Annotated in this window: 23 protein-coding genes and 4 pseudogenes; 14 read left to right on the forward strand and 13 right to left on the reverse strand. The window is 59.1% G+C overall.

What is annotated here, in order from left to right:
- Positions 1–597 precede the first annotated feature (597 nt).
- The 3 genes from MESCI_RS31280 (at position 598) to ampH (MESCI_RS31290) (ending at position 4,183) form a co-directional block, all read left to right on the forward strand.
- A complete protein-coding gene (locus tag MESCI_RS31280) occupies positions 598–1,770 on the forward strand; it encodes a M23 family metallopeptidase (protein ID WP_013525221.1) in 1,173 nt (390 codons plus the stop codon).
- 61 nt (positions 1,771–1,831) lie between these two features.
- On the forward strand, positions 1,832–2,980 hold the full coding sequence (gene ampH, locus MESCI_RS31285) for a D-alanyl-D-alanine-carboxypeptidase/endopeptidase AmpH (protein WP_013525222.1): 1,149 nt from the start codon (positions 1,832–1,834) through the stop codon (positions 2,978–2,980).
- 45 nt (positions 2,981–3,025) lie between these two features.
- The gene (gene ampH, locus MESCI_RS31290) at positions 3,026–4,183 is read left to right on the forward strand and encodes a D-alanyl-D-alanine-carboxypeptidase/endopeptidase AmpH (RefSeq protein WP_013525223.1); all 1,158 of its coding nucleotides are present in this window, start codon (positions 3,026–3,028) and stop codon (positions 4,181–4,183) included.
- Positions 4,184–4,210: 27 nt separating this feature from the next.
- On the opposite strand, the gene MESCI_RS31295 is transcribed toward ampH (MESCI_RS31290), so the two are convergent.
- Both MESCI_RS31295 and MESCI_RS32520 read right to left on the reverse strand, forming a co-directional pair.
- A complete protein-coding gene (locus MESCI_RS31295) occupies positions 4,211–5,926 on the reverse strand; it encodes a ShlB/FhaC/HecB family hemolysin secretion/activation protein (protein WP_013525224.1) in 1,716 nt (571 codons plus the stop codon).
- Positions 5,927–6,035: 109 nt separating this feature from the next.
- On the reverse strand, positions 6,036–8,198 hold the full coding sequence (locus tag MESCI_RS32520; RefSeq protein WP_013525225.1) for a serine hydrolase: 2,163 nt from the start codon (positions 8,196–8,198) through the stop codon (positions 6,036–6,038).
- A 477-nt stretch (positions 8,199–8,675) separates the two neighbouring features.
- Here MESCI_RS32520 and MESCI_RS31305 point away from each other — a divergent pair, with 477 nt between their 5' ends.
- Both MESCI_RS31305 and MESCI_RS33445 read left to right on the forward strand, forming a co-directional pair.
- Positions 8,676–8,906 (forward strand): ATP-dependent DNA ligase, encoded by a 231-nt coding sequence (locus MESCI_RS31305; RefSeq protein ID WP_245268655.1) that lies wholly within the window; start codon positions 8,676–8,678, stop codon positions 8,904–8,906.
- A 2,171-nt stretch (positions 8,907–11,077) separates the two neighbouring features.
- Complete coding sequence (locus MESCI_RS33445; protein WP_086081397.1) at positions 11,078–11,428, forward strand: sunset domain-containing protein; 351 nt, start codon at positions 11,078–11,080, stop codon at positions 11,426–11,428.
- A gap of 669 nt (positions 11,429–12,097) precedes the next feature.
- Here MESCI_RS33445 and MESCI_RS31325 read toward each other — a convergent pair.
- Positions 12,098–12,991, reverse strand: coding sequence for an ankyrin repeat domain-containing protein (locus MESCI_RS31325; protein WP_013525230.1), 894 nt, complete (start codon positions 12,989–12,991; stop codon positions 12,098–12,100).
- 162 nt (positions 12,992–13,153) lie between these two features.
- On the opposite strand from MESCI_RS31325, the pseudogene MESCI_RS33405 reads away from it, so the two are divergent.
- The 3 genes and pseudogenes from MESCI_RS33405 to MESCI_RS31335 form a co-directional block, all read left to right on the forward strand.
- Positions 13,154–13,342, forward strand: a pseudogene (locus tag MESCI_RS33405) (helix-turn-helix domain-containing protein); the annotation flags it as partial.
- Between the two features lie 172 nt (positions 13,343–13,514).
- Positions 13,515–13,856, forward strand: a complete 342-nt coding sequence (locus tag MESCI_RS33410; RefSeq protein WP_420845293.1) for a hypothetical protein — start codon at positions 13,515–13,517, stop codon at positions 13,854–13,856.
- Positions 13,857–13,985: 129 nt separating this feature from the next.
- Positions 13,986–14,258, forward strand: a complete 273-nt coding sequence (locus MESCI_RS31335; protein ID WP_276325712.1) for an ankyrin repeat domain-containing protein — start codon at positions 13,986–13,988, stop codon at positions 14,256–14,258.
- Between the two features lie 24 nt (positions 14,259–14,282).
- Here MESCI_RS31335 and MESCI_RS33235 read toward each other — a convergent pair.
- The 3 genes and pseudogenes from MESCI_RS33235 to MESCI_RS31350 form a co-directional block, all read right to left on the reverse strand.
- Positions 14,283–14,603, reverse strand: a pseudogene (locus MESCI_RS33235) (conjugal transfer protein TraD); the annotation flags it as partial.
- Positions 14,604–14,661: 58 nt separating this feature from the next.
- Positions 14,662–15,005, reverse strand: a pseudogene (locus MESCI_RS31345) (DUF5939 domain-containing protein); the annotation flags it as partial.
- 150 nt (positions 15,006–15,155) lie between these two features.
- Complete coding sequence (locus MESCI_RS31350) at positions 15,156–15,518, reverse strand: DUF2182 domain-containing protein (RefSeq protein ID WP_245268656.1); 363 nt, start codon at positions 15,516–15,518, stop codon at positions 15,156–15,158.
- A 246-nt stretch (positions 15,519–15,764) separates the two neighbouring features.
- Between MESCI_RS31350 and MESCI_RS31355 the strand changes: the two genes are divergently transcribed.
- Both MESCI_RS31355 and MESCI_RS31360 read left to right on the forward strand, forming a co-directional pair.
- Positions 15,765–16,871, forward strand: coding sequence for an extracellular catalytic domain type 1 short-chain-length polyhydroxyalkanoate depolymerase (locus MESCI_RS31355; protein WP_013525233.1), 1,107 nt, complete (start codon positions 15,765–15,767; stop codon positions 16,869–16,871).
- Between the two features lie 139 nt (positions 16,872–17,010).
- Entirely contained in the window at positions 17,011–17,199 is a 189-nt protein-coding gene (locus MESCI_RS31360) for a tyrosine-type recombinase/integrase (protein ID WP_064995298.1), read from the forward strand.
- Between the two features lie 873 nt (positions 17,200–18,072).
- Here the strand turns inward: MESCI_RS31360 and MESCI_RS31365 are convergent.
- The 3 genes from MESCI_RS31365 to MESCI_RS31375 form a co-directional block, all read right to left on the reverse strand.
- The gene (locus MESCI_RS31365; protein WP_013525235.1) at positions 18,073–18,336 is read right to left on the reverse strand and encodes a hypothetical protein; all 264 of its coding nucleotides are present in this window, start codon (positions 18,334–18,336) and stop codon (positions 18,073–18,075) included.
- 123 nt (positions 18,337–18,459) lie between these two features.
- Positions 18,460–18,651, reverse strand: coding sequence for a hypothetical protein (locus MESCI_RS31370; RefSeq protein WP_164920100.1), 192 nt, complete (start codon positions 18,649–18,651; stop codon positions 18,460–18,462).
- 517 nt (positions 18,652–19,168) lie between these two features.
- Positions 19,169–20,065 (reverse strand): Abi family protein, encoded by an 897-nt coding sequence (locus MESCI_RS31375; RefSeq protein ID WP_164920101.1) that lies wholly within the window; start codon positions 20,063–20,065, stop codon positions 19,169–19,171.
- 298 nt (positions 20,066–20,363) lie between these two features.
- Between MESCI_RS31375 and MESCI_RS32975 the strand changes: the two genes are divergently transcribed.
- Both MESCI_RS32975 and MESCI_RS31380 read left to right on the forward strand, forming a co-directional pair.
- Positions 20,364–20,705, forward strand: coding sequence for a sunset domain-containing protein (locus MESCI_RS32975; RefSeq protein WP_013525238.1), 342 nt, complete (start codon positions 20,364–20,366; stop codon positions 20,703–20,705).
- 127 nt (positions 20,706–20,832) lie between these two features.
- Positions 20,833–21,174, forward strand: a complete 342-nt coding sequence (locus MESCI_RS31380; RefSeq protein ID WP_013525239.1) for a hypothetical protein — start codon at positions 20,833–20,835, stop codon at positions 21,172–21,174.
- Between the two features lie 71 nt (positions 21,175–21,245).
- Here MESCI_RS31380 and MESCI_RS31385 read toward each other — a convergent pair whose 3' ends face one another.
- Entirely contained in the window at positions 21,246–21,641 is a 396-nt protein-coding gene (locus MESCI_RS31385) for a response regulator (RefSeq protein ID WP_013525240.1), read from the reverse strand.
- Positions 21,642–21,750: 109 nt separating this feature from the next.
- The gene (locus tag MESCI_RS31390; protein WP_245265376.1) at positions 21,751–21,999 is read right to left on the reverse strand and encodes a hypothetical protein; all 249 of its coding nucleotides are present in this window, start codon (positions 21,997–21,999) and stop codon (positions 21,751–21,753) included.
- A 99-nt stretch (positions 22,000–22,098) separates the two neighbouring features.
- Between MESCI_RS31390 and MESCI_RS31395 the strand changes: the two genes are divergently transcribed.
- Positions 22,099–22,821 (forward strand): ATP-dependent DNA ligase, encoded by a 723-nt coding sequence (locus MESCI_RS31395; protein WP_164920102.1) that lies wholly within the window; start codon positions 22,099–22,101, stop codon positions 22,819–22,821.
- 553 nt (positions 22,822–23,374) lie between these two features.
- Here MESCI_RS31395 and MESCI_RS33240 read toward each other — a convergent pair.
- A complete protein-coding gene (locus tag MESCI_RS33240; RefSeq protein WP_013525243.1) occupies positions 23,375–23,620 on the reverse strand; it encodes a hypothetical protein in 246 nt (81 codons plus the stop codon).
- 10 nt (positions 23,621–23,630) lie between these two features.
- The gene (locus MESCI_RS31410) at positions 23,631–23,864 is read right to left on the reverse strand and encodes a hypothetical protein (protein ID WP_013525244.1); all 234 of its coding nucleotides are present in this window, start codon (positions 23,862–23,864) and stop codon (positions 23,631–23,633) included.
- 75 nt (positions 23,865–23,939) lie between these two features.
- On the opposite strand from MESCI_RS31410, the pseudogene MESCI_RS31415 reads away from it, so the two are divergent.
- Positions 23,940–24,655: pseudogene (locus MESCI_RS31415) on the forward strand (SOS response-associated peptidase).
- The last annotated feature ends 60 nt before the right edge of the window (positions 24,656–24,715 follow it).

Genomic DNA, 24,715 nt, shown 5'->3' on the forward strand with positions numbered 1-24,715 from the left:
TGTGCAAAAAACGCACAAGAAAGTTCTGCTTCTCTTCTTTTTTCGTTCCTACGAGGGAGCCGCCGGTAGCCCTTTCGGACGCTCTTCTGCCGACGATATTGACCGCCCCAATGCGAATGTTCGCCGGTGTATTCGTAAACCTCATTGTCCGCAGCGCCGTTCAGTCTGCTTGGGTTTCCTAGAAGCTTTTCGAACTTTCTGTCTTGCGGCTCCCGTCGAGATGCGGGCCCTCTGGAGGAGGTCGGGGTGTTTTGGATCCGCTGTGGTGCAACCTTGGTCCAAGCATTTATGGGGGTTCGAGTCGGTAGAGGGCTACCGCCAATTCACCGCTGCTACCGAGTTCGTCTGTTGAATGTACTCGCAAGCAGGGACGACAGAATCACATCCTGTCCCCTGGCTGTGGTGGCCGGCTGATTTGAACTGTCATCAGAGGCCCGCAAAGTTCCCGTAAACCAGACATGCAAACGATAACACTTGAGGCCGCGGTTGCGCCAGGTTCGGCGAATCTTCCATGTGCCGCACGCCACCTTGGCTCCCGGCCTTCATTGTCGTACCCTCGCGTCGCAAAGTCAGCGTGTGCAGAGGAGGCGCGTTCGAATGCGGGTTCCAATTTGGCTCCTTTCGACCTTTGTGCTGTTGTTGGCAACATTTCCATCCGGGGTGCACGCTGCCAGCGACAATCCGAAGCTCACGCCACTCGTTGCGGAGATCATCGCTCCCCCCCATGTGATTCCAGGCTCGGACGGCAGGCGTCACATCGTCTACGAACTGGCAGTGACGAATATCACTGGCGGCGATGTCCGTTTCGAGAAGCTCAAGGTCGTCGATGCCGACAGCGGAGCACCGCTTGCAGAACTCGGCCCGGATGAATTGCGCACGCGCGTCACGCCGGGCGCAAGCCGCGGCAACGAAAACCGCGAGTTGGCCGCCTATCAGTTCGCCGTCATCTTTCTGCATGTCGTGCTTGCGGACGGCGCGGCGGTTCCGGCTCGCATTACCCACGAGATCACGGCGTTTTTCGCGGTCATCGGCGCCGACATGACGGTGACGATTGGCGAGGGTGCCGTCGTTGCGAAGGCACCGGTGGCTCTTGGGCCGCCTTTGCGCGGCAAGGGTTATGTCGCGGCTGACGGCTGCTGCGATTCCATCCGCCATGTCCGCGCCCTGCTGTCGCTCGACGGCAAGTTCTACCTTGCCCAACGTTTCGCTATCGACTGGGAGCAAATCGACGACAACAACACGCTGGTCGTGGGCGACCTTAAGGTTCCTGCGAACTACCACATCTATGGCAAGCCTATCCTTGCCGTTGCCGACGGCACCGTGGTCGGGACGCGCGACGACTTGCAGGACCAAGTGCCCGGTGCGCTGCCCGCCAACTTGCCGATTGACGAGGCCGACGGAAACTTCGTCGTGCTCGACATCGGCTCGGGCTTGTTCGTCAACTACGCCCACATGCGGCCGGGGAGCATTAAGGTGAAGCTCGGAGACAAGGTGCAGCGCGGCGATCAGATTGGCGAAGTCGGCAATACCGGGAACAGTCAAGCGCCGCATTTGCACCTGCATGTCATGGACAGCGCTTCTCCGTTGGCCTCGGACGGCCTCCCCTACGTGTTCGACAGCTTTACCATCACCGCCGTCGGCGAGGCCACCGAGGATTTTGACATGGCGGAAGCGACCGGATCGCCGATGACGCTTACGCCGCGCGTCCCGCCCCAGAAACTGGAAGACGTGCTGCCGCTTGACCTCTCTGTTGTTGACTGGCCACAGTGATCGCCTTGTAAAAGGCAGTGGGCAGTCCGCCCTGATTTCCGAAATGGTGAGCTCGAAGCCGATGACCGCCACCCGCACAATACCCTTACGTCTTTTCCTTGCCGCTGCCGTCCTTACCTGCGCAAGTCCTGCAAACGCCGATCGGCTGCTGGACGAAGCGGTCGAATTCACCGGTACATTCGCTTTTGTGAGTTCAGGCGCGCCGGGCCTGGTGATCGCCGGCGTTCGCAACGGCGAGACGGCGTTTGCCGGTTTCGGCGAAACGGTCCGCGGATCCGGCATAGAGCCGAATGCCGACACAATGATGCGAGTGGCATCCATTTCGAAGGCATTTTGCGGAGACGCTCTCGCCAGTTTGTTGGTAAAAGGAGAGATCGGCCTGACTGACCCTGTTCAGACGCACCTGCCTGACGGTTTCGTGGTGCCGGAGAAGGATGGGCGGACCCTAAGGATCATCGACCTCGCGACACAGACATCCGGCCTGCCGCGCGAGATGGCCCAGGCAGGTGGAACACCCAACGATCCCTACGCCGGCCACACAAAGGAAGCGATGATCGCAGCCATGCACGGGGAGCCGTTTCTGTTTCCTCCCGGAACTGGCGCGCTCTATTCGAACCTGGGCTTCGACCTCCTGGGACTGGCGATCAGCGGAGCGGCTGGCAAGCCGTACGCTACCGTCTTGGAGGAGCGCGTGTTGCGGCCACGCGGCATGGTGGACACGGTCTTCAATCCGCGACCTGGTGACGAGGGCCGGCTGATGCAGGGCCACAATTTCGACGGCACGCCGCTTCCCTTCGTGCCGACACCGATGACGATGGAATGCGCCTCGGGGCTTTATACGACGCCCAACGATATGCTGAAGTGGATCGCCTGGCACTTGGCTCAAGGCGGCTCCGAGGACGATGCACGCCGCATTATCGACCACGCCAGCCTAGTCAGGAGGGATGGGCTCTCTCCGGCGCTGGGCCTCGACGACGGTGGCGCGCCGATGGATGCGATGGCACTCGGTTGGGTTGTGGTAGAGGCTGACGGCAACCGTCCGCTGGTGCTTCACAAATCCGGAGGGCGACAAGGCATGTTTACATATGTTGCCATCGCGCCGACGCGCGGCGTCGGCGTCTTCGCGGCGATCAACCAGTTCAACGCCGGGGGCTTTGAAGCAATGGTGCACGCAGTAAACGAACTGATGTATCAGCTCGCGCCCCGCTGACTGCGCTCTCGTCTCACAATCAGATTTCTCGTCGAGGACATTCCAATGACCGGTTCAGGCCACAGGCGCTTGCTCATCCTCTGCTTCACGGCAGCCTGCGTCCTTGCGGCTCCTCACGTCGCCGCCGCCAAAGATCGTCTGCTTGAGGAAGCCGTGGGATTTGCCGGCGGCATCGCCTTCCTGGGCTCGGGCGCTCCTGGCCTCGTGATCGCCGCGGTTCGCAACGGCGAGACGGCCTTCGCTGGCTTCGGCGAAATCCGCAAGGGCTCGGGGCAGGTGCCCGACGAACATACGCTGATGCGGATAGCCTCGATCTCCAAGACCTTCTGCGGCGATCTGATGGGCTCGATGATTGTGGATGGCGTCATCGGCGCGACCGATCCCCTTGCCAAACACCTCGGGAAGGACTGGACCGTGCCTGGGCTCGAAGGACGAACGCCGAGGCTCATGGATCTGGTGACGCAGGCATCCGGCCTGCCGCGCGAGGTACCGAACCAGACAGGCGGCACGCCGGACGACCCGTTCGCCGGCAATACCTTCGACCTCAGCCGCGCTGAGCTTGCGAAGCCAGAACCCTATCTTTTCCCTCCCGGCACGGGTGCCTTTTACTCGAACTGGGGTTACGATCTGCTCGGCCTCGCGCTGGCCAATGCCGGTGGCAAGTCCTATGGCGATCTGCTGGCCGAGCGGGTGCTCACGCCCCGCCAACTGACCGACACCAAGCTCAACCTGGCGGAAGGCGATGCGGCGCGGACCATGCAGGGCCATTTCTTCGACGGCACACCGTTGCCCCTCGTTCCTTCGCCGGAAACGATCGGATGCGCGGGCGGGCTCTACACCTCCGCCGCCGACATGATGAAGTTCATGGCCTGGCACCTTCGCAAGGATGCGGCCGGCGATGCGGAGCGTACCGTCGACCATGCGGGCTGGCTCTGGCGCGACGGTCTCTCGCCGGTAATCGGCATCGACGATGCGGGGCCGATGGGAATGATGACGCTTGGCTGGGTCGGAGTTCTGGCCGACAAGGACAAGCCCATGATGCTCAACAAGACCGGCGGATTGCAGGGGCAGTTCAGTTATGTGGTGTTGGCGCCAACGCGCGGTGTCGGTGTCTTCGCCTCGATCAATCAGTTCAGTGTCGGCGGGTTCAAGGCGATGGTCGCAGCAACGAATGATCTCGTCGCGCAACTTGCGCCAAGATAAGGGCAGTTCAGGCGGGAGCTACGCCACCTAATACGAGCTGATTAGCTGGAACAAGAAACGCGTGCCGGTATCAGTCAGACCTCGGTTATCTCTGAACGGTACCGCAACAAGCGCCCTTGCATTGAGGTGTTGCCCAAATGCAGCCTTTGCACCTATTCCGGCCGAGCCGAGTTCCGCCTCGATGTAATCCACGCCCGTATCGTGGTTCCAGACCGCACCGTAATCGACATAAGCAAACACGTTCAGATTTGGGATCGGCAAAGCCTCCGGGAGTTCGATGTTGCGTCCCAATTCCAGCGAGGCCGCTATCCCGCTATCGCCTGAAGCGGCCGAGCCATCGAAAGCCAGGCCATAGGGATCGCCGCCGAGCACCAACTGGACCGACGATGGCACCGCCGTCGGCGCATATTGCGCAGCCACTCTGAGGTGGGCGACGGCCAGCGAAGCGATCTCCTTGGTAAGGTCGAGGTCGCCCCGAAAATACCTGTAGTCATCAGGAACGCCTGGACGCGGTGCAAGCGGATCGGTGCTGCTGCTCGCGCCAAAGCCGTCGAGGCCTTGGCCGAAAGTACCTGTCAGCGTGATGGCGCCGTTTTCCAACTCACCGGTATACTTAAGGGAGGCCGCCAGCCATCGGAGGTCCTCATCCGTCTGCGTTTCGCCGCCCAACGCCAGCGAGTTGTCCTTGAAGTTCAATTCAAGGCGGCTAAACAGGCTGTGGTCAATTGTCCGCAGCAGTGGGTAGTTGACATACGCGCTGCCGAACCTAGAGGCTATGTCGAGATCGAGAGGCTTGAGGTCGGCGCCCGGCTGGGAAGAGACATAACCGATGCTGTATCCTACATGCAGTCCGTCATACCCGATCGGGACATCGTGCGAAGCCAGCACGAACTTCAACTCCTCGGGACTGTCCGGAATGGTCACCAGGGCGATGTTCGCCACATCGAACAGCCTAAGCGCATCGTTGAAGGTGCCGGTGCCGGTCAGCTGAAATGGGCCGACGGCTTTGCTGCCGAGATTGTCGACTATTGTGTTTGCGCCGGCCCGCTTGAAGCCAATGTCGAGTTTCAGATCACCGCCGGCGGAGGGCGTTTCGGGCCGAATGAAAGTGCCTTCGATGGTCAGGCCGCCAAGATCGCTCATCAGCAACAGCACGCGCTCGGCCTCCTTGATCCGGATTGGCCGCATGGCGACGATGCGATCGATGTAAGGTTTCAAACGCCGGTCAATATCAGGGATGGCGCTGTTGATGGTGACCCGGCGCACATAGGATTCGTAGAGAACGATGACGACGTTGCCGGATGAAAAGTCCTGCTCGGGAACGACGGCCCACGAGAAATATCCGGCCTTCTGGTAGATCTCGTCGATCCGCTCGGCGATGGCGTAAAGGTCGGCGGCGCTTATCTTTTTGTTCCGCTGCGCGGCCCACGCTTGCTCCAGCGTAGCGCTGGGCACCGTCACCGCGCCTCGAACGGTTATCGACCTCAAGGTAAACATTGTTTTTTCGGCTTGTTCCGAGCTCGTTGCCTTGCGTGCATCCGGAACTGACAGGTCAATCGTGCCGGGCTTCCTCGGAGCGGAATAGCGTCGGATGATCTCGTTCTGATCCGAAACCACCGAATCGATCCGCTCGGGGATCGTCTGGCTAAGGCTCGGTCCGACCATGAAGGCACTGGTTGCAAGACTGATGGACACGCGACGTACTGCGTCGAACCAGTGGGACAGCGCCTTGCGAAGAGGCATCAATCAAACTCGCTGACATGTCGTGGCAGGGATAATCAACGGTTATTCGAAACTTGGTTTAGCAAATTAGCAAATATGTTGGGGTCCGTCATCCCGCGATGCACACCCGTCAGTGCCCCAACAAAGCGCAGACCGCCTGAGCCTGAACCTCCCGCAAGCGGTCGAGCAACGCGCCAGCCGGCTCAGCGATGTTCAGCGTGGTGGTGACCGAGCGCGTCCCGTCGGCGGTTGACGCCGCCCACTGCGTGTAGCCCGGGAAACTGCCGGTGTGGCCATAAACGACACCGCACGGCGTGGTGTAGCGGAACAGTCCGAGACCGGCCTCGTTCGTCCCGGGTCCGGGCGGACTGGAATTGCCGGCCACGAACTTCATCTGTTCAATCTGCTCGGCAGCGCCGAAGAACTTCAGTCCGAGATCTGCCCGTATGAACATCGACAAATCATCAGGCGTCGACACGATCGCGCCCGACGCCCACGCACCGCTCGGGCTGACGAAGGTCGTGACATCTTTCGGCTCGGATCCGGGCGCGACGACATAGCCGTGGATGGCGGGCCCAGGCAGCGCGATGTCGCGCGTGGGGAAACTCGTCCGGGCGAGGGCGGCAGGACCAAACGCGATGTTCTTCAGCAGCGTCCCGTAGGGCATTCCTGTGACCGCCTCGGCGATCAGCCCGACGACGACGTTGTCCGTGTTGGAGTAGGTATACTGGGTGCCGGGCGTAAACTCGAGCGGGTCGTTGCGGACCCAGCCGATGATCTCAATGGGCTGCACGTAACCTTGAGGATTTGTCGCGACCTGCTCGGCCAAGCCCTTGGACTGCAAGTAGTCGGGCAGGCCGCTGGTGTGATTCAGCATCTGGCGGACCGTGACGGCCGACCATGCCGCCGGCAGATCAGGCAGGTGCTGGCCGATGGTGTCGTCGAGGCCGAGCCGGCCCTTCTGGACGAGGTGCAGGGCAATGGCGCCGTTGAATGCTTTTGAGATGCTGGCGATGCGCATGTATTGGTCGACCCCCAGCGCCTCACCCGATATGACATCGGCGCGCCCCGCTGTGAGTACGGTCATGCGACCGTCGCGGTAGAGCGTGGCGATCGCCCCGGGAGGTCCATCCTCTGCATCGAGGAGCTCCTGTAGGCCGGCCTGGACCTTTGCATCGGCTGTTCTCAACTGAGCCGCGGTTAAGCCGGTCGAGCGTGCCGGGCCTTCGCTATCAGGACGTTTTACATAGAGATCCGGATTCATCTCTTCAGAAGACACGATGACTTCGTCATTGACGCCCGAGTCAATATAATCATCGGTAATTGAAAAGCCTGCCAGAAGCTGTTTGTCCGTGAGAGGATACCAGGAGCCGAGTTCGTGCGAGTAGGCGGCAATGGCCAGCATCGCGAGTTCGCGATTGCTATACAGGTCGACTTCATAATCTTCGACCAATTTGCCATCCGAATATTTCTTATATCCATCAATGTAAGGATCGCGGGAATTGTCGCCTCTATACTTATCCACAATGTCGCCGACGGTGACCTTAGACTTGTTTCCGTGGAAATAGATCTTGCGGAGGAGAAAACCCCAAGCAGCTACCCCATACTCTGGGGTTTCATAAATGGCAGTTTGGTTGCCGTACCGGTCTGGCAGAGTGCAACCCACATATCCTCTCATGCTGTCTCGCTGCCATTTCGAGATGTTTATGGCGCCGGGATTGTTTGTTCGAAGGGCCCTCCGAGTAAGCGCATTTGAGGAACTATAGTCAGCGTCCGGCAGGCTGCTAAAGAAATTGCCGATCCCGACCAGACTTCTGAAGTTGAATTCAGTAGCTTCAGGATATTTCGCATCGTCGCGAAATGGCGGGGCTAGACTGCGCGCCTTGTTCGCTTGCCAAAACGGCAGCCCGAGTGCACTACCGGTCTGCATCCCCACTGTGCCGTCAACGGGCATTCCATATGTGCTCTGGAAGGACTTCACAGCGCTTGCTGTCTGCGAACCAAACACTCCATCAATCGCTGAGGCGTAAACAGATTTGTCCGTGAGTACGCTCTGTAGAAGCGCAACCCTACGATCAAGAACGTTGCTTCGTGTTTGCTGAAAGACCGGACCGACGGGTTGACGCTTGTCGCTGATGCTGAAGTTGCTGACCCATTCGCTCGACCCGGAATAATCGTCAGGTGCTCCGCATTTCAGGGGATTCGCTGCGCTAACTTCATCCGGGCTTTCAAAAGCGAAGGCCGGACCGGAAGGCAAGAGGGCCAGGAGCGCAATGCCAAGCCAACCGCCCATCCCCGGCCTGAAACAACCGCCTATCATTTGGCGACTTCACCGCATGCGTTGACTGCATCGGTCTTCGACATGCATCCTCCGATCTTCGGCGAATGTCAGTTCGCCTCCTTAACCGACCTTCTCGTCTCCCGAGCACTTTTTCCATATCATCCAAAGAGTGGATGACGGAAGGTGAACTCGATTCTGATATGGCGAATCTTTGTCAGAAACGCCGCTATCGCCGCGGCAGCCTGCAACTTCAGCGCCGAGAGCTTCCGCTTGTCCGACGTGAACTCGGAGGGAGCCATGTTTACGAGCTCGTATCGGCGAGAAACAGTCCTTTCCGGCGAATGGTTGAGCCGTGCGGTCTCCGATTGGAGCAGACCCTGACATGCGGAATTTCGATCCCCTATCAAGGGGTGCGCTTACGCACCTTCGGCGACCAGCGCGCATTTGCAGCCAAGTGGAGTCACTTGGCGTCGCGAAAGTGCGGCTGTGTTGAACGATGCCGGCCTGTCTGACTTCGTCGAGCTGCGCAAGGCGATCACACGACGGCAGCACGACCTCTACTTTGTCGCCTTCGACCTGCCGCACCTCAACGGTCATGACCTGCGCGACATGGCACTGGAGGAACGGCGTGAGATCCTTGAAAGCGTGATCCCCGCCAAAATCCGCATCCAATTCAGCCAGGCGCTGCCCGGCGAGGCCAATCCATCACCTGATCGATGAAGCCGGTCTGGAGGGGATGGCATCAAAGCCACGCCAGATCGGCGCCAAAAGGCATGAAGCGTGAAGCATGTGCGTGGCGAGGCAGACTCTTGCCATGCATCGCTGCAGGACTTTCGGGAAGAATGAGCAAGCGGGGAAGCGGTTTTCTCTCCCATTGGATATCGGATCATTTGGAGGACGATCCGATCAACGACCCTGTGTTGATGGTGATCGACATGGCTGTGGACGCAAAACGGGCAGCGCGAGCCAGGGCATTCCGGGCCAGGAGATCGATGAAGAGATCGGCCCGATCTTCGAAGACATCATGCAGGGTTGCGGGGCGCCACGCTTCGCCGCTGCGAGGAGGACTAATGCTCGGCAGCCGAGGGTTCGACAAGGTGTTGCTAATATGCAGCACCGGCGGCATCTCTGACGGCCACCGCCTGGAACCGCTTCTCACGGCTGGCTGTAGACGTCAAAATGAGAACGAAAAACGGGAGGTGACGAAGATGGATAAGCGAGAAAACAGGATCATTGAGACGTGTTGCCTTATAGCCGTTCCGGTATCGATGGCTCTCACTATGGTACTAGCTCAACTGATCCTTGGCTGAACCCAAGGCACCGACCAGGCAAGACATGAGCCGTATTAGGCGACCGCTAAACCGGCAGGCGATCTGGCTACGCTAGCTATCGTTGCTCGGGTAATGTCCCCTGTAACTTGCCGCGCTGGCAACGCATTGACGGCTTGCTGCACTGGTCCCCATATTCGGCTGGATGAACGGTGCCTTCTTGCCGGTGATCTTCTCGATCGATTTCAAGAGGGGGTCATGGACCTCACCAGCGCGCGTAGTGCTCGCAATACGGGGATATGAAGGGCTTGATGATGCTCAAGTGCGGCGCTTCCGCTGCCGCCACAAAGCGCTCAATTTCAGCCTGCGATGGCTTCTGCGAACCTTTTGACCTAGCCATTTGGCGAACTCCGTTTTGAGGGGATCGCTGCAACGGGTGACAAGCGGGCTCGCCGGCGTCCTCTCAGCATGACTTGCGTAATTACTAATTTAGTGAAACGTTAAATGCTTCTAGGGAGTAGACGCGAGAGACCCGGTCGGTCCAGTTATGGGGCGGCATTGAGCATAAATGTTTTTTCCGCGATTCCTGATTGGGATGTTCGCCACTTCGACCGTGGCGGCGATCTGGATTTATCTAGCAACAGGCTCGTTCTGGAAGTCGCTTGCATGGACATTGCTGATCTTGATCGTTTTCCAGGTGGGATATCTCATATTGTCATTCGCGCTTTTTTACCAGTTTGGGACGAAGAGAACCGAAGAAAAACCAAACACTGCCGAGCCTACCCGTCGGGAGGGTGGTGTCTCATCTGAAGGCGGCCGATGATGGTCCCGGCTAATCCAGTACGGGCACATAAATTAGTGTTTGGTTGAAAGCGCCGCCACACAGTCTTCCAGGATGGCCAGGCGAAACCGGAGCCACTTTAATTCTTGGCCGACTTGCGCCAGCTTTAACATACCGGCCGAGCTCGCCACTCTTCGCCTCTGCTCCTCTTCCAAGGACGCGATTTTCACGCTTAACTCGAAGGCTTCTGTAGCCTTCGAGTTCCTAACTAACATCCGGGCACGCATATCCAACCCCACGCAGAAGAAACGTCGCCCTGAAATCGCACGGGCTGCGTTAAACTCTGGCGTTCAAATCATCGAGGATTTTAGTGATCACTAAAATAATGATATGCACCGGGGTATGTAGATTTCCATTGCATTGTGCGCCATCCATGAACTCCGTGGAAAAAACTCACAGTTGGGAAGACGACGAATGAGCGCAGGGGATCGTGCGCAAGCTTCGCCCCCGCAAGGCCCAGCGATGGTTGCGGGCGACCCTTCAACATTGACAAACCGTATTGGTGAACTCGCCGGGCGAGGCCCCCCAACTACTGCCTCAAGCCCGAGGAGCTGCCGGGGATCAGCCGGCAACCGCCTTCGGTGCAAGACGGGTGCCAGCACTTCCGATATTGCGAGCACTACCAGCAGACGCGCGTCCTCATGAGGCGCTGTCTAAAGCCGTGCGGGAAGTGACCGGGAAGGAAGTCCCGTTCGTCCGGCGGAACACCACAGGACCGGTGAGCCCGCCCCATCCGGACTCCAAGCCTTAGGAGTCGCATTCTCCCACCGGGGAGAAGGGGCGTGGGCATACAGGGGCAGAAGGCTTCCAAGCCTATAAGGCGACGTCGGCGTCCGCTGTTAGAGCAGCGGGCGCTAATCCCTGTCTTGCTTTGCGGCGTTGCCGGGGCAAGCTACCTTTTACCGCAGTCCGTACAGCATCCTCTCCCCACAGTGCATCGTCAGGGCGGCGGCATTAGCGCGCTGAGCGGCTGCGCCATCAAGGGCAACATCAGCGTGGCAGGCGAGCGCATCTACCACATGCCCGGGCAGCGACATTACAACGAAACGGTCGTCAACTCGGCCAAAGGCGAGCGCTGGTTCTGCTCTCAATGGCAAGCATGGTGGGCAGGATGGCGGAAGTCGAAGGTATGATGCGGCCTTATACGGCGGAATCGGCAAAAACGTCTGGTTGGGTGACGGCGCGCAGAGAATTTTAGCAATCGGGAACGTACGGCTCCTGCCGGAGTTTCTCGGGTGAAAGGACCTCAGGGAGGGCTTGCAGTTGCGCGCACACATACGCGTCCACCGAATGTGACAATAGTGCAACCTCATTGAGCTAACGAACACGCGAACAGAACAGTCGCTTGACGATCAAGGCAGACTGCGACAGCGTTTGCCGTCCGGGGGTAAGCGGCGCACGGCTCGTCGAGAGCTAGTAAAAAGGGGCAGGGGCCTTTCTCGACGAGCCTGCCTCGGACATACCCGCTCGCTAAGGGAGATCGGCGACAAGGTGCGGGTCGAGGAGATCACGCCGAAGGTGAAGAAGCGCTGACGTCGTCCTAACTTCAAATTAGCCCGGAGAGGTGGAATAGCCTGGCAACTCGCACGCCAAGGCCAATAATGGTTTGGCCATCATTGGCGGCGAAATCCCAACCGCAAAATGCTGCCCAGCCAAAAAGCAGGATTGAGAAGCGCATTAGCACATTCTAAAATAGATAAATTGAATAAGCGTTAAAGGCTTCTTTTGCGCGCTGGCATTGGCAGGGCTTCCCCAGTGCGCTTTTACAAAGGGGCGATACTGGGGAGGGACCAGGGTAGGGTTCAGGGCAGCGGAATCGGCTTGTCGCTGAGTGTGCGCAAGTACGCGATCACGTTGACCCGTTCGGTCTCGTCCGGGACACCGGGCGTCTCCATCTTGACGCCCGGCGTTGTGAGCATGGGCCCGAAGAGATATGTGTTCAGGTCCTCATACGTCCATACACCCTCCCAGCCCAGCAATGTGTCGGAGTAACGCATACTTGCCATGGATGCCTTGTCGCGGCCGACGACGCCCCACAAGTTGGGCCCCGTCTTGGTCTCTCCCTGTGGCTCGGCATTGTGGCAACCGTGACACACATGGGTGAAGTAGGTTCGGCCTTTCTCGACATCCGCATTTGACAATTTCATCGAGATAGGGGCTGGCGTTGGCAAGACGACGCCGTGCGACAAGAGATAGGCGGCAACTTCATGTTGCCCCTTGAATTTTGCCATGTGGAGCGGTGTCTTGCCGTCCTTTGTCTTCGCATTCACATCGGCGCCGGCCTCGACCAGTGCCTTCACGCAATCGGGACAGCCGGATCTGACGGCGATGTGAAGGGCGGATTCACCGCCGCGCTGCGCATTTGGATTTGCGCCCCCCTGCAGCAACAGATTGATCAAGTCGACCCTGCGTTTTGCCAAAGCCGGCATGAGGGGAGGTCCCAAAAGCGGCGTCGGGGCAATGTTGGCGTCGGCACCTCGTTCCATGAGCAGTTTTGCCGCCGCAAGATGCCCGCCCCTAACCGCAAGATAGAGCGGCGTTGCTTTTCCATCGCTCTCGTCGACGCCGGCACCGGCGTCGAGCGCTGCCGTAATTGCCGCGACATCTCCCTTCACGGCGGCGTCGTGAATGGCGGCATGCGATACAATCGGGATGTGTGCAATCAGCAGTGAAATGAAAAGCAAGGACATGCGCATTCGGCACCCCTGTGTCAAACCGGAGGACGCGGCACGCTGCGAGAACGGATGACTTTAGTCCGAATGCTTAATCGCGGCAATGTATTTCAGCAACTGCTGTCGTAAGCACATAAGTTGTCCGGATTTGGTAGCACGCGAGTTGTCCGGTTTTATCGCCAGCGAATGGAGGCTGGGGATGAAGCGGGCAGCGTGGCTAGAGGACCGGAGAATGCAGAAGTTTCGGGATGTATTGCGAGCCGCTGGAATGGCGGCGATCTTTCGATGATGGAGGCAGGCGAGTTGCTGGGCATGTCGGAGCGGAAATTCCGGCGTGACCGCGACCGTTACGAAGAGGCTGGGGAGGCTGGGTTGCTCGACCGGCGTTTGGGCAAGCTTTCGACGCGCTGGGTGCCCCGGAGGCCATCGAGGAGATGCTGGAACTTTATCGCACCGCTACCTTGGCTGGAACGTGAAGCAATCCACGAACACCTGCTGCGCGATCATGGCTTCAGCTGGGGCTACACCTTCATCAAGACGCAGCTTCATGCGGCTGGGCTGGTGGAACGGGCCAAGCTGCGCGGTGCTCACCGGCGCAAGGAAGCCGAGCGAGGGGATGATGCTGCATCAGGATGGCAGCCGTCATCAATGGCTGGCGGGTGGGCCGATGCTGGATCTGATCGTGACGATGGACGATGCGACGAGCACGATCTATTCGGCCTTCCTGATCGAGGAGGAAGGCACGTCGTCGAGCTTTCAGGGACTTCTGGAGACATTCGTCGCCAAGGGACTGCCGGGCCGGCGGTGCTGTCGACAAGATTCGCTTGACCCAGGTTGGCCGGGCGCTCGATCGGCTCGGCATCGAACATATTCCAGCCCTTTCGCCTGAAGCCAGGGGCCGCTCCGAGCGAATGTTCTCAACCTTGCAGGACCGACTGCCTAAGACAATCTGGTGCTTGTCCAGAGCCTCGTGACGAACGGCGCAGATGTGAACGAATAAGGTGACGAGGGAACGCCGCTGCACGCGGCCGTTCTCCAGGGCGATATTTCAATGGCAGCCTTCCTGCTGGACAAAGGTGCCGATATCGAAGCTGTAAAGCCCCCGGCCGGCTACAAGCCTTTGCATATTGCAGCGAGCTACGACAAACCGGAAATGGTCGCCTTCCTTTTACAACGGGGAGCGCAGGCAAATGGCAGAGATTTCGAGGAGCGGACGCCCCTCCATCTTGTGGCGCGACTGGGCTTCATGCCGTTCCGCATCGAACGCCTGCCTACCCTCCGCAGTCCATAGTGCTTGCTCGCATTCATCGCTCTGGAGCTTCGCGGCGATCCAGTGCATCGCGCCGTAGATGATTGCGCGATCGTCGTTGGTCAGTTCCACGATGCCTGACTTGACGAGGAGACCGCCGAGCTCAATCAGATGTCGGGTGCGCTTCCGGCGCTCGACCTGCCACGTGCGCATGTCATTGCGAGCCTGTGCCGCCTGCCGGCGATTGTGAGCCGCCCGGCTGTGTTGGAGCGCTGCGAGGGTTGCGCTGAGATGCCGGAGCAGCTCGCCGGGACCGCCGCGTTGACCAGAGCGAAATGCTCGCGGACCAAAGCATAGGCGTTGAGAGTCACCCAGGCGCTCATACATGGCGGTCGAACCCTTGAGGTCCGTGCTGCCGGATGCCCCTCCTTCTCGTCGACGCGCTCGGACCGGAAGAGAAGGTGACCTCGATGAAGTCGTCGAGGTCGGTGTCGCCCGATACGTCGCACAGGCCGCAGACGTAGTGGGTCTTCAGCGTGCGCAGGGCACCGAAGCTATCGAGCACCATCCCGGACTGGGGACACAGCACATCCCAGCTCATGTCGAACAAGCCACAGCGGGCGGCGTGAAGGAAGAGGTCGATTGCTTCAGGCTCGGCGATTGCGCGGTCGCGAGCAAAGCTCAGCGGATTGAGCGATAGAGTGAGTGGTCGTCGGCGCTCCTGATCAGCGTCTCGAATTTCGAGATGATGCGTGGGCTCCAAGCTCGATCTTGCTCCACCTTGGTCATCTTGCTTTCGAGAAGACGATCGTCGACTATCGTTACGCCGGATCCTCAACCTTTCCTCGCGACAGCCTACTAAAAAACCAGCACGATGCGAATGGATTGCCGTCGAAAGCGTCTGCCGTCCCAGCAGCGATGCTTTATGCTCCTGCTCGTCTAGCCACCCATCCAAGCCTTATCGATCGCCCCGAGCGATACAACGATCCCGAGGGCCACTAAAGCAACGCCCAAACCACCTTCGAAGCGGCGGCTACGGGGCAGCAGCTTCTCGACGAAGACGAGCAGCGTCAAAAGCAGCATCCAAGCGACGCTCATGATGCCGGTCGCGACCAGCACGGCAAACAGCGCCCAGCAGCAGCCAAAGCAATAGAGACCGTGGCGCAGCCCCATCTTGAGCGCCCCAACACGCCCGTCGCGCCAGTGCTGAGCAACGAAAGCGAGCGGCGAACGGCAATGGCTGAGGCAAATGTGCTTGAGGGTCGTGAATTGGTAGAGCCCGGCGACGTAGCCGGCTTCCATGCAGCAGTTGGCGGCGAAAGTGAGAGAAATCCTTAGCGCATAAGCTAGGCTTAGACTAGCGCTGGGCCTCTGAGTTCGCGTCACCGAGCGCGCAATTCAATCTATAGGTTCACGGACGGGACGGCTTGTTCTTGTGCATCGCAGCAACGATATTGCTGCATGCGCGTTGTGCACGACCGTGCCATTCCGGCGCACAAGGACACCGACTTGCGAAATATATCCGATACGATCGCTCGCCTGAGCGCGATGCACGCGCGGCCAGCAGCTGGATCCGGGGAACGGAACGACGCTCACTTGTCCGAAATTACAGGGTTCGGGTCCAATCCCGGAGCCTTGCGCGCGAGGCTTTATCTTCCGAAGAACCTGGCCCGGCAGGCGGCGCTGGTCGTCGTGCTGCATGGCTGCACCCAGAACGCGGCCAGCTATGATCATGGCTCCGGCTGGAGCGAGCTCGCCGCCGAGCATGGTTTTGCGGTGCTGTTCCCAGAGCAGCAGCGCGCCAACAACCCCAATCTTTGCTTCAACTGGTTTGTACCAAGCGATATCAGGCGCGACAGCGGCGAGGCACTGTCCATCCGCCAGATGATCGAGGCGGCAGTGGTTACGCATAGCCTCGATCGCAAGAGGATCTTTCTCACAGGTCTATCCGCCGGCGGCGCTATGGCGGCGGTGATGCTGGCGGACTATCCCGAACTGTTTGCCGGCGGCGCGATCATTGCCGGGCTCGCCTATGGAAGTGCCTCGACGATCTCCGAAGCCTTCGACCGCATGCGCGGCCATGGCGGTCCGTCCCAAGCCGACCTCCAGCGGCTGTTGCGGGCGGCCTCGCCGCACAGGGGTCCGTGGCCGCGTATTTCGGTATGGCAGGGCTCGGCCGACACGACTGTTGTGCCTGCCAATGCGGATGCAGTCCTGGCGCAGTGGCAAAGCGTGCACGATCTCGGCGAAAAGCCAACACGCATAGAGAAGGTCGACGGCCAGACGCGGAAGGTCTGGAGCGACAGCAACGGGCGCGAGGTAGTCGAGACGTTCACCATTGCCGGCATGGGCCATGGAACGCCACTGCAAACTGGCGGCGGCGATGGTCTCGGCGACGCAGGGCCTTTCATGCTGGATGTTGGGATTTCCTCGACACGCCACATCGCCCGCTTCTGGGAATTGACGAAGCCGGACGTGCGACGCAAAGCCAAAGCCGAGGTCGCTTCAGGCGCATTGCAGTCCTTTGCACCAACGGAAAACCCGCGGGCAGTCCGTATCGATCCCACGCCGGAGCGAGCCAGTGCGCGCGGTCCGGCAAGTGGGATTTCCAAGGTCATGGAAAATGCTCTGCGCGCGGCGGGGTTGATGCGCTGAATTGTTGTGGCGGAGGAGCTCTTTGTCTGGACCCTGCTGAACCAAGAGCCCACCATCGATAAGGCAGTGAGCCCCTGCTTACCCAAGACAGCGGCGTCGTTTGGGCCAGGGCTGTTTACCATCGGCCTGGAAAGCGCTCTTGAAACAGGCCGGCCTGGCGGATGTGACGCTGCATGAGCTGCGGCATACCTATGCCAGCACGATGGTTCGAAATGGCGCTCCGTTGATCATCGTGGCGCAGGCCCTTGGTCACAGCGACACCCGAATGGTGGAGAAGCACTGTGCTCATCTAGCCCCGTCCTATGTAGCGGACATCATTCGCCGATGACGCCGCTCGGCGCGTGGCCGAGGCATTGGGGCCAACCGTGCGAGAAGCTGTGGCACGGCGATGGCAAAGCCACGGCGCTCCGAAACCTATTAAGCCCAACTCGAGCTACGCCATTGCCGTGAGGCGCTTGCCCGCGCGCTCGTGCACGAAGGTGGCCATGTGAATAATAGGACCGACGGCCCCCCCTTCCGTGTCGTTACAGCTTTTCAGAGCGATCGACAGTTCCACGCATTTGCGACGCCGCTTGGGCTTCGAAAAAGCTGACCGGCTTATCCGACGTCGCCCAGACGCAAATTCCGTAGGCAATCCCGAAGGAGATCAACAGGGCGGGCAAGATGGGTAAGCGGTGCATGGATCGGCTGGGCCTCTTTGTTGCAGACCCGCCCACAACCTCCTGCAACCCGATCGGTTCGACATAAAATATTTACCGTGTTGGCATGGTTTACGGATGGTTTCGCAGGCCATCGCGGATGCTTGCCACTGTGTCTGCTGGCGAAGACAAAAAAAAGCCCGCTGCCGGGAGGAGGTGGCAGCGGGCTCGATTTTCGAATGTGGCGCGGGAGGAGGTGCGCCTCATTCAGCGCCGGCATCGCATCTGGGAGGAGTAGATGGCCGACAATCAAAATCTACCCGCTGCCCAGCGATTTCTGCAATCGTGGATCGTGCATAGCTGCTGTGCAGATTCGCTTGTGCCGACACACGTGTAGCATCAGGCCTCCGAATTGGGCAATTTTGTAAGCTCATCAATCGAGGGAAGGCCGGTCCCGATCCTTGGAGGCGACACCAAGGCCATTCGTGACGCAGAGGAAGAGGACGTGTTCGACAAGATCGCCGCCCGGCCCCGGAAAAAGTTTGCCAGCGGGTCGGAACCTACTACTGCTGCTCCGGCATTTCAGTATTTTCCTGAGGGTCTTTTTTCACGCCCGGGCTGGGTGACGTATCCACTGGCGCATTACCGCCCTGGTTTTGCACAGGAGCACGCTTGAACGGTGCCGTCTGCCAAGAGCCGTTCGATAAAGGCGTGAGTACAAAGAATGCCATTAGGCCTAGGAAAATGACGGCAATAACCGCCACGCCCCACGCCATGAGTCTTCGCGTGCCGCGTTGTTCTTCCCTGCGAGATAGATTGTCCACCATTGCTCCGGCCTCTCGTGAAGTGGCGCCTGTTGCGAAAGCATCTCCTTCCTCGAACTTCGCTATTGCATCAAAGTTCCGGCCCCGGTGCAGCATCCGCGAAAGAGCATTTTTAAGCTTAGCGCTCTAACGGCGTCGCCGGCGCATTGGGGGAAAAGGCTTCGGGTTTAGCCTTAGCCACTGACCGGCGGCGAAGTTCCTCGCGAATTCCTCGGTCTCGAAAAGATGCTGGGTGGTTTCACCATTCTCGACGAGTTGTACCGCCCACTGGCCGTCGATGTGTTCGATACGAACACCAGCCCTTTGGTCATCGTCCACGGCCCGCACTCCCACACACGACGAAGGCACCAACAAATCATAGCACCCAAAGCGCTTCAACGTTCGAAATGTACAAAGCGAAGGAGAAGTTCCTGGACCGGCGTGGTGCGCACACTTCTGGAACGCTGGCAACCGAAGGGGCGATCACAAAGACGGTCATAGGCGAAAATGCGACTGACGCGGCATCCCTGGATTGCTCGGTCGCGCTCGGTACGCTCGGCCTGGAGGTCACTGTTACCGGCGTTGCAGCAAATCCTACGGCTGGAATGCCGTCGTGCGGATGATAATAGGGCGCACTCGTTGGATACCAGGGTCACCGGCTTCATCAATATAGGCTACGTATTCGTAGTCTGGCGCGTCAGGAAAAACAGATAAATGACCAAAGACTCAAAAGAGACTCAACACGAAAAGTTTCAGAGAGTAGCACGGGAACTTGAAACCGATGAGGCAGAGGAAGCCTTTGACCGCGTGTCGAAAAAGGTGGTGAAGTCGCGGCCGCCGAAGGGCGAAAAGGTCGCTAGTTCCAAAGTGGCAAAGCGGCCCAATTCGCCGGAAACCCCGCGTGACCGATCTTGATGTTTGGTGCTGTAGGAAATTGCGCCATATGAGTCTTCAACCGATCGGCCCAATTGGTTCGCGGATTAATTTGTTTCAGTAGCAGCCTCATTATGGCCAAAGCCGCGTAGAGCCTGCGGTTAGCCCCAGCCATCTGCGATAGGTGGTCGAGATCAGGGATTTCCCCATGGTTCGGCAAAGCCGGTTGATCCACGAGCGGCTTATTCCAATGCCGAGAATGATGCGCGCAAACGTTCCGTATACCGCTGAGTGACCGCGTCCATGACTTGATAAGGAGTGGGCGCAGGCCACCATAGCTCGCAGAAATTGCTTGTACGTCTGAGTACCGCATCCCCGACAAGAAGGGGGATAGTGGGCCGAAATCCAACAACTCGACTGCGATCCAAACGGGCATCGTTTCGCCCGGATTCTTGGTTCTGAAATGGACGGCAAATTCCTCTTTGGAAGTCGCCGCTCGTTCATCTAGCTTTCTAAGCCATCCCGTATGCATCGAGTCCACAAAGGCGGGGTTTTTTGCAGTCGTGAATCTCTTATCAAGCAGAGCTGGTTCGCATTGGGCACGAGGATCGTGCCGGCCAATTGAAAGCGCCACCTCTGTTCGAACGGAGATTTCGATGCGTTCGATTGCATCGAGTACCAAAAGCCGAAGTCCCTTGTCGAAGGCGTACAAGTCCGTCGAGTGCTTGAACTGGGTACCCGCTTTAAACGCATTGCCGAGTGCGAAAGAGTTGTCTTGCTGCTGAACCAGTTTGCGAATCGGATACCAATATGCGCTGAGCCGGTAGTACCCTATTTGCTGTAAATATTCCTCAGCTTTCGGCACATCAGGTACGGCCATATCCCTCGATTCCAGCAGCGTACGCCGCTGAGGGATCGTCAAATATGGCTTGATATGGCATGAAAAATAAAAAGGCCGACGCTTGCATTGCAGGGGCGCCGGCCGTGTCGACCTTGTAGGTGGGTGATTTGACCGGTAATGTCAAGTCACGCGATTTCCCCTCCTACCGCGTGTTCACGAAATAATACTTAGCTGGTTACTGACCAATTGCCAATGGCCCTGCCATTCCCCCACAGCTGGGTAGCGCCATCTGGACTCCAACAAGCAAGAGTCGCATTCTTCCCATGGGGAGAGGGTTATGGGCGTCCACAAACAGAAGCCTATAATGCGGCGTAGGCGTTCGCTGTTAGAGCAGCGGGCGCTGATCCCAGTTTTGCTTTGCGGTGTTGCCGGGGCAAGCTATCTCATGCCGCCGCAAGCCAAACAGCATCCCCTTCCCACAGTGCACCGTCTGGGTAGCCCTAGCTCGCCAAGTGGATGCAACATTAAGGGCAATATCAGCGTAACAGGCGACCGTATCTATCACATGCCAGGTCAGCGCTATTATGACGAAACGGTCGTTAACCCGGCCAAGGGGGAGCGCTGGTTTTGCTCTCAATGGGATGCTTGGTGGGCTGGCTGGCGAAAGTCGAAGGTATGACGGCAACTGAGGCTGCGGAATCGGCAAAAACGTCTGGCTAGGTGACGGCGCGCAGAGAATATTAGCAATCGGGAACATTCGGTTCCTGCGGAAGTTTCTCGGGTGAAGGAACCTCAGGGAGGTTGCTATGAGAAAACTGTTCCTTGCTTCCGTGATTGCCATCGCCTGCGCCGCAGCCGCGGTCGCGCCTGCGGATGCACACTTCGGTTCTGGCATCGGCTTTTTTGGTCCGTTCGGCGGCTTCAGCCCGTTCGGCGGCGGCCCGTTTTACGGCGGTGGCCCCTTCTACGGCAGAGGTCCGTTTTACGACTATGGCGGCCGCTACTACGGCCCCCGCTATCCTGGCTACGTGGCCCGCTACCCGCATCGCTACTATTTCCGGCATCGTCACCATTGCCGCGTGAAGTGGGTTAGGCACTGGCACCATCACCACCGGGTGCTGGAACGCGTTCAGGTTTGCCGGTACTGACAAGCCGGATTGGCCTACCGCCCGTCTTTGGCCTTGGCATAAGCATTCGCCTGCCCCATGCCCGAATGCTTCTAAGCCACCTCGTCCCCCGGTCGGGTCGGATGCTGTCGATTTAGCAGGATAGACAAGGCCGTGATGATCTGAGGTATCGCAAACGGCTTGCTGATCATTATGCTTTCCGGAACGCCTTCAGCACTCCAATAGGGCGCGCCATCGCCGCTGATGTAAATCACGGGGATGGCGGGGTTCACTCCCCGAAGATCTCTGGCCAACTGCCACCCGTTTTTACCAGGACCAAGTCGAATATCCGTAATCAAGCTGCTAACCGGCGCTTCGTCAAACGCCTTTATAGCCGCTTCGGCTGTTGTCACCCCGACAACCCGGAAACCAGCCTCTTCCAAAGCCGTCTCAAGGTCCAGCAGGATTAGTGGCTCGTCTTCAACGACCAGAACCGGGATTTCGTCCATTCCCCACTTAGCACAGCCCCTGTTGCAGGCGCAACTTCACTTTAGCCACAGCTAATAAACGAGCAGAAGCATACGCCTGTGCTTAGGGCACTGGAAGCAGGTGGCTTGGTCAGCGCCCGTCCTTAGCCATGGCGTAAGGATTCGAAACGCCCATGCCGGAATGCTTCGTCGGGTCGAGCGTGTAGCTGAAACCGACGCTTCGCTGTTCGCAATTCGAGCAGCGCATCTTAGGCGCGAGATCAGCGGCCATCGCTGGCGCATCAGCGCCGCACCGCTCGCGCAGCGCCTCCAGGTCGAGCGTGCGGGAATGATTGCAGCGGGCGCAATGCGCCGTCACCCGCATGCCGCTTTCGATCAATGAACCAAACGTCCATCCCATGGCGTGAACATAGCAAGAGCGGGAGCGGCGATCAACGATATCTCAGTGGCCGGCGCCCTTTGGCGGGGTGCTTCGGAGATGGACGCCGGCCTGGCGGGCGGGGTTGGCACGCCACAGGATGGTGGTCGACACGGTCAGATACCAAGCGACGGTGACAGAACCGTGCCGACCAATCTGGGCACGAGGGTGGGCCTAGTGCCCAAAGTGCGGTCCGCGATGCGATGGGCGCCGGATCGGATTATCTTCGTCGCCTTCGATCTACTGCACCTGGACGGGGTCAACCTGCGCCCAGCACCTCTGCTGGAACGTCGGGAAAAGCTGCTCGAACTCGTCGGGCCTGCCAAAGGCGTGATCCAGTACAGTCACCATGTGCATGGCGGCGGGGCCGACTTCTACGCTGCGGTTGATCGCATGGGCCTGGAGGGCATGGTGTCGAAGCGGCCTGATAGCGTTTATCGGTCAGGCGACACCGAAGCGTGGCTGAAAACCAAATGCTACGAGGAAGTCGACTTTGAAGTGGCAGGCGTGCAGCTAAAACCGGGATCGGCACCACTCGCTTTGATGGCAACCCGCGATGCGGAACGCCGCTACGTCGGATCGGCTCACATCGCGCTGACCAAAGCCATGCGAGAACGCCTGTGGGCCAAGGTGCAGGAGGGGAAAGGCACGCCCCCGAAAGGCGCGGACAAGCCCGACGCTGAATGGATCAAACCTGGCCTTGTCGGACGAGTGAAGACCCTTAAGCGCGAGGACAAGCTACGCCATGCGACTTTGCGGGCGATCCGCGAGGCTAAGGCATGACGCCCCGGCCGCTCCACCATGTGAACGTCGAACCCAACTCCCCTGTGGCAGTCGATCAGCGTGCAGCCTTGAAGCTCGTCCGAATGGCCATCGAGCAGGTATGCCGTGCCGGCGTGCTGCCTAGCGAGGAATGGGTGACGGGCTACTATGGCCCAGAGCCCGATCTATGAAGGCGAGGCATTGGCCAAGGCGATCATTGAGACCGTGGAGCGCCTGACGAAGTAAGCCCGCCGCTGAGGACACAATTACAGCGGCGGGCCTTGCACTTGCACCAGAGCTTGGATTTGAGGAGGGGAATCTCAACCAAGCACATTTCCAACTTCGATCTCAGAAACAGGTTCCAGCCCTACGAAAAAGATTCATCGCGGGTGGCCCGCCACCGGGTCTCGAAGCCAGCGGCGGGCCTTGCTTGGCTGTTTCAAGGAGATTTCCTTACCAAGCGCATTCCGAACTTCGACTGCGGACGCATGTTCCTCCCAGGTCGGTGCAAGAGTTTATGCACCCGGTGGCAATCGACGCATTGGCCAAGGGACGCCCAACAGGTCAACAGACCTTAAATCGGCTTTCCAGCGCGCAACATGGCCCGCGCAATTGCGAGTTGCGTTTCCAGCCTGGCGTTCTCTTTCTGAGCCATATTGTCGGCCGCTATGAGCCGTTTCAGCGCCCGCAATGTCTCGCCTCGCGTCCATCCCGCCTCCAGCATGCAATCGACAATCACCTGAAAGCCTGGCTCCATGGCCTCCTGGCAGTCGATGGCTCGGTCCTGATAATCGTCCTGTCGCTTGGGCGGATTGACCATATCTGCGTTCTCAGTTGGCGGGGCCTTTGGGCTTTGTCTCGGACGTAGATCCGTCGAGGAGATCGAGAAATGAGTGCAACGCCTTCACCATCATCCGAGCGCCGTTTTCGCTCAGGGTGAAGGATCGCTTCCCCTCGGCAGTCAATAGCCCGACAAGGCAGACCTCGGGATTATCGCGGTCATCGATTTCGATTGTGACGCCCGAGACCGCTGGCAGCATTACGTCCTTTGGCTTCTTCGGCATCACCACAACCTTGATACGTTCTCACTCCGTTCCCATCTTGGGCGGGCCTCGATCCTTGTCAATGAGACGACCTGAATGTGTGGACGCGTTTTTGTAAAATCGACCATCCCGGACATGGTGCGGCGCTTCGAGTTCGCGCACCCTGGCGACGTTGAGCGGGCAACGGGTTCCCGGTCTGGAATGGCGCGCCCAGCCTGACCTATCCAATCATTGTACGTGAAGAGCTTTCCACGAGCATGGCCGGTTTCCTTTCTGCGAAGTGGGGGCTGGTTCCCGGCTGGGCGCGCGATGGCGGCGGGCGGCCACCGCCTGTCAATGCGCGGTGCGAGACGATTGCCAGCAACGGCATGTTCCGAAAAGCATACGCCGCGCGCCGTTGCCTGGTGCCCGTCGACGGCTATTTCGAATGGCAAAAGCTCGATGGTTCGGGCACGAAAAAGCAGCCTTACGCTATCGCGATGACGGAGGACGAGCCTTTTGCCATGGCTGGAGTATGGGAAGAATATGCCGACAAGGCGACCGGCGAGTTGATCCGGACCTTCGCTGTCGTCACCTGCGAGCCCAATACGTTGATGGCGACGATCCATGATCGGATGCCGGTTATTCTGGCGCCTGCCGATTACATGCGCTGGCTCGGACCGGAACTGGATCCACGCGACCTCATGAAGCCATATCCTTCGGAGCTGATGAAGATGTGGCCGATCGACAGGAAGGTCGGAAGCCCGCGAAACAACACGCCGGACATCATTGACGAAATTGGCGTGGGACCAAACGACCTTTTCGACGTTTGAGCCTTTACACTGAACGGTCGCGGTAGGAATATTGTCCTCAGGTGGGGCGACTCTCAAAAG

The organism is Mesorhizobium ciceri biovar biserrulae WSM1271 (assembly GCF_000185905.1).
Lineage (GTDB): Bacteria > Pseudomonadota > Alphaproteobacteria > Rhizobiales > Rhizobiaceae > Mesorhizobium > Mesorhizobium ciceri.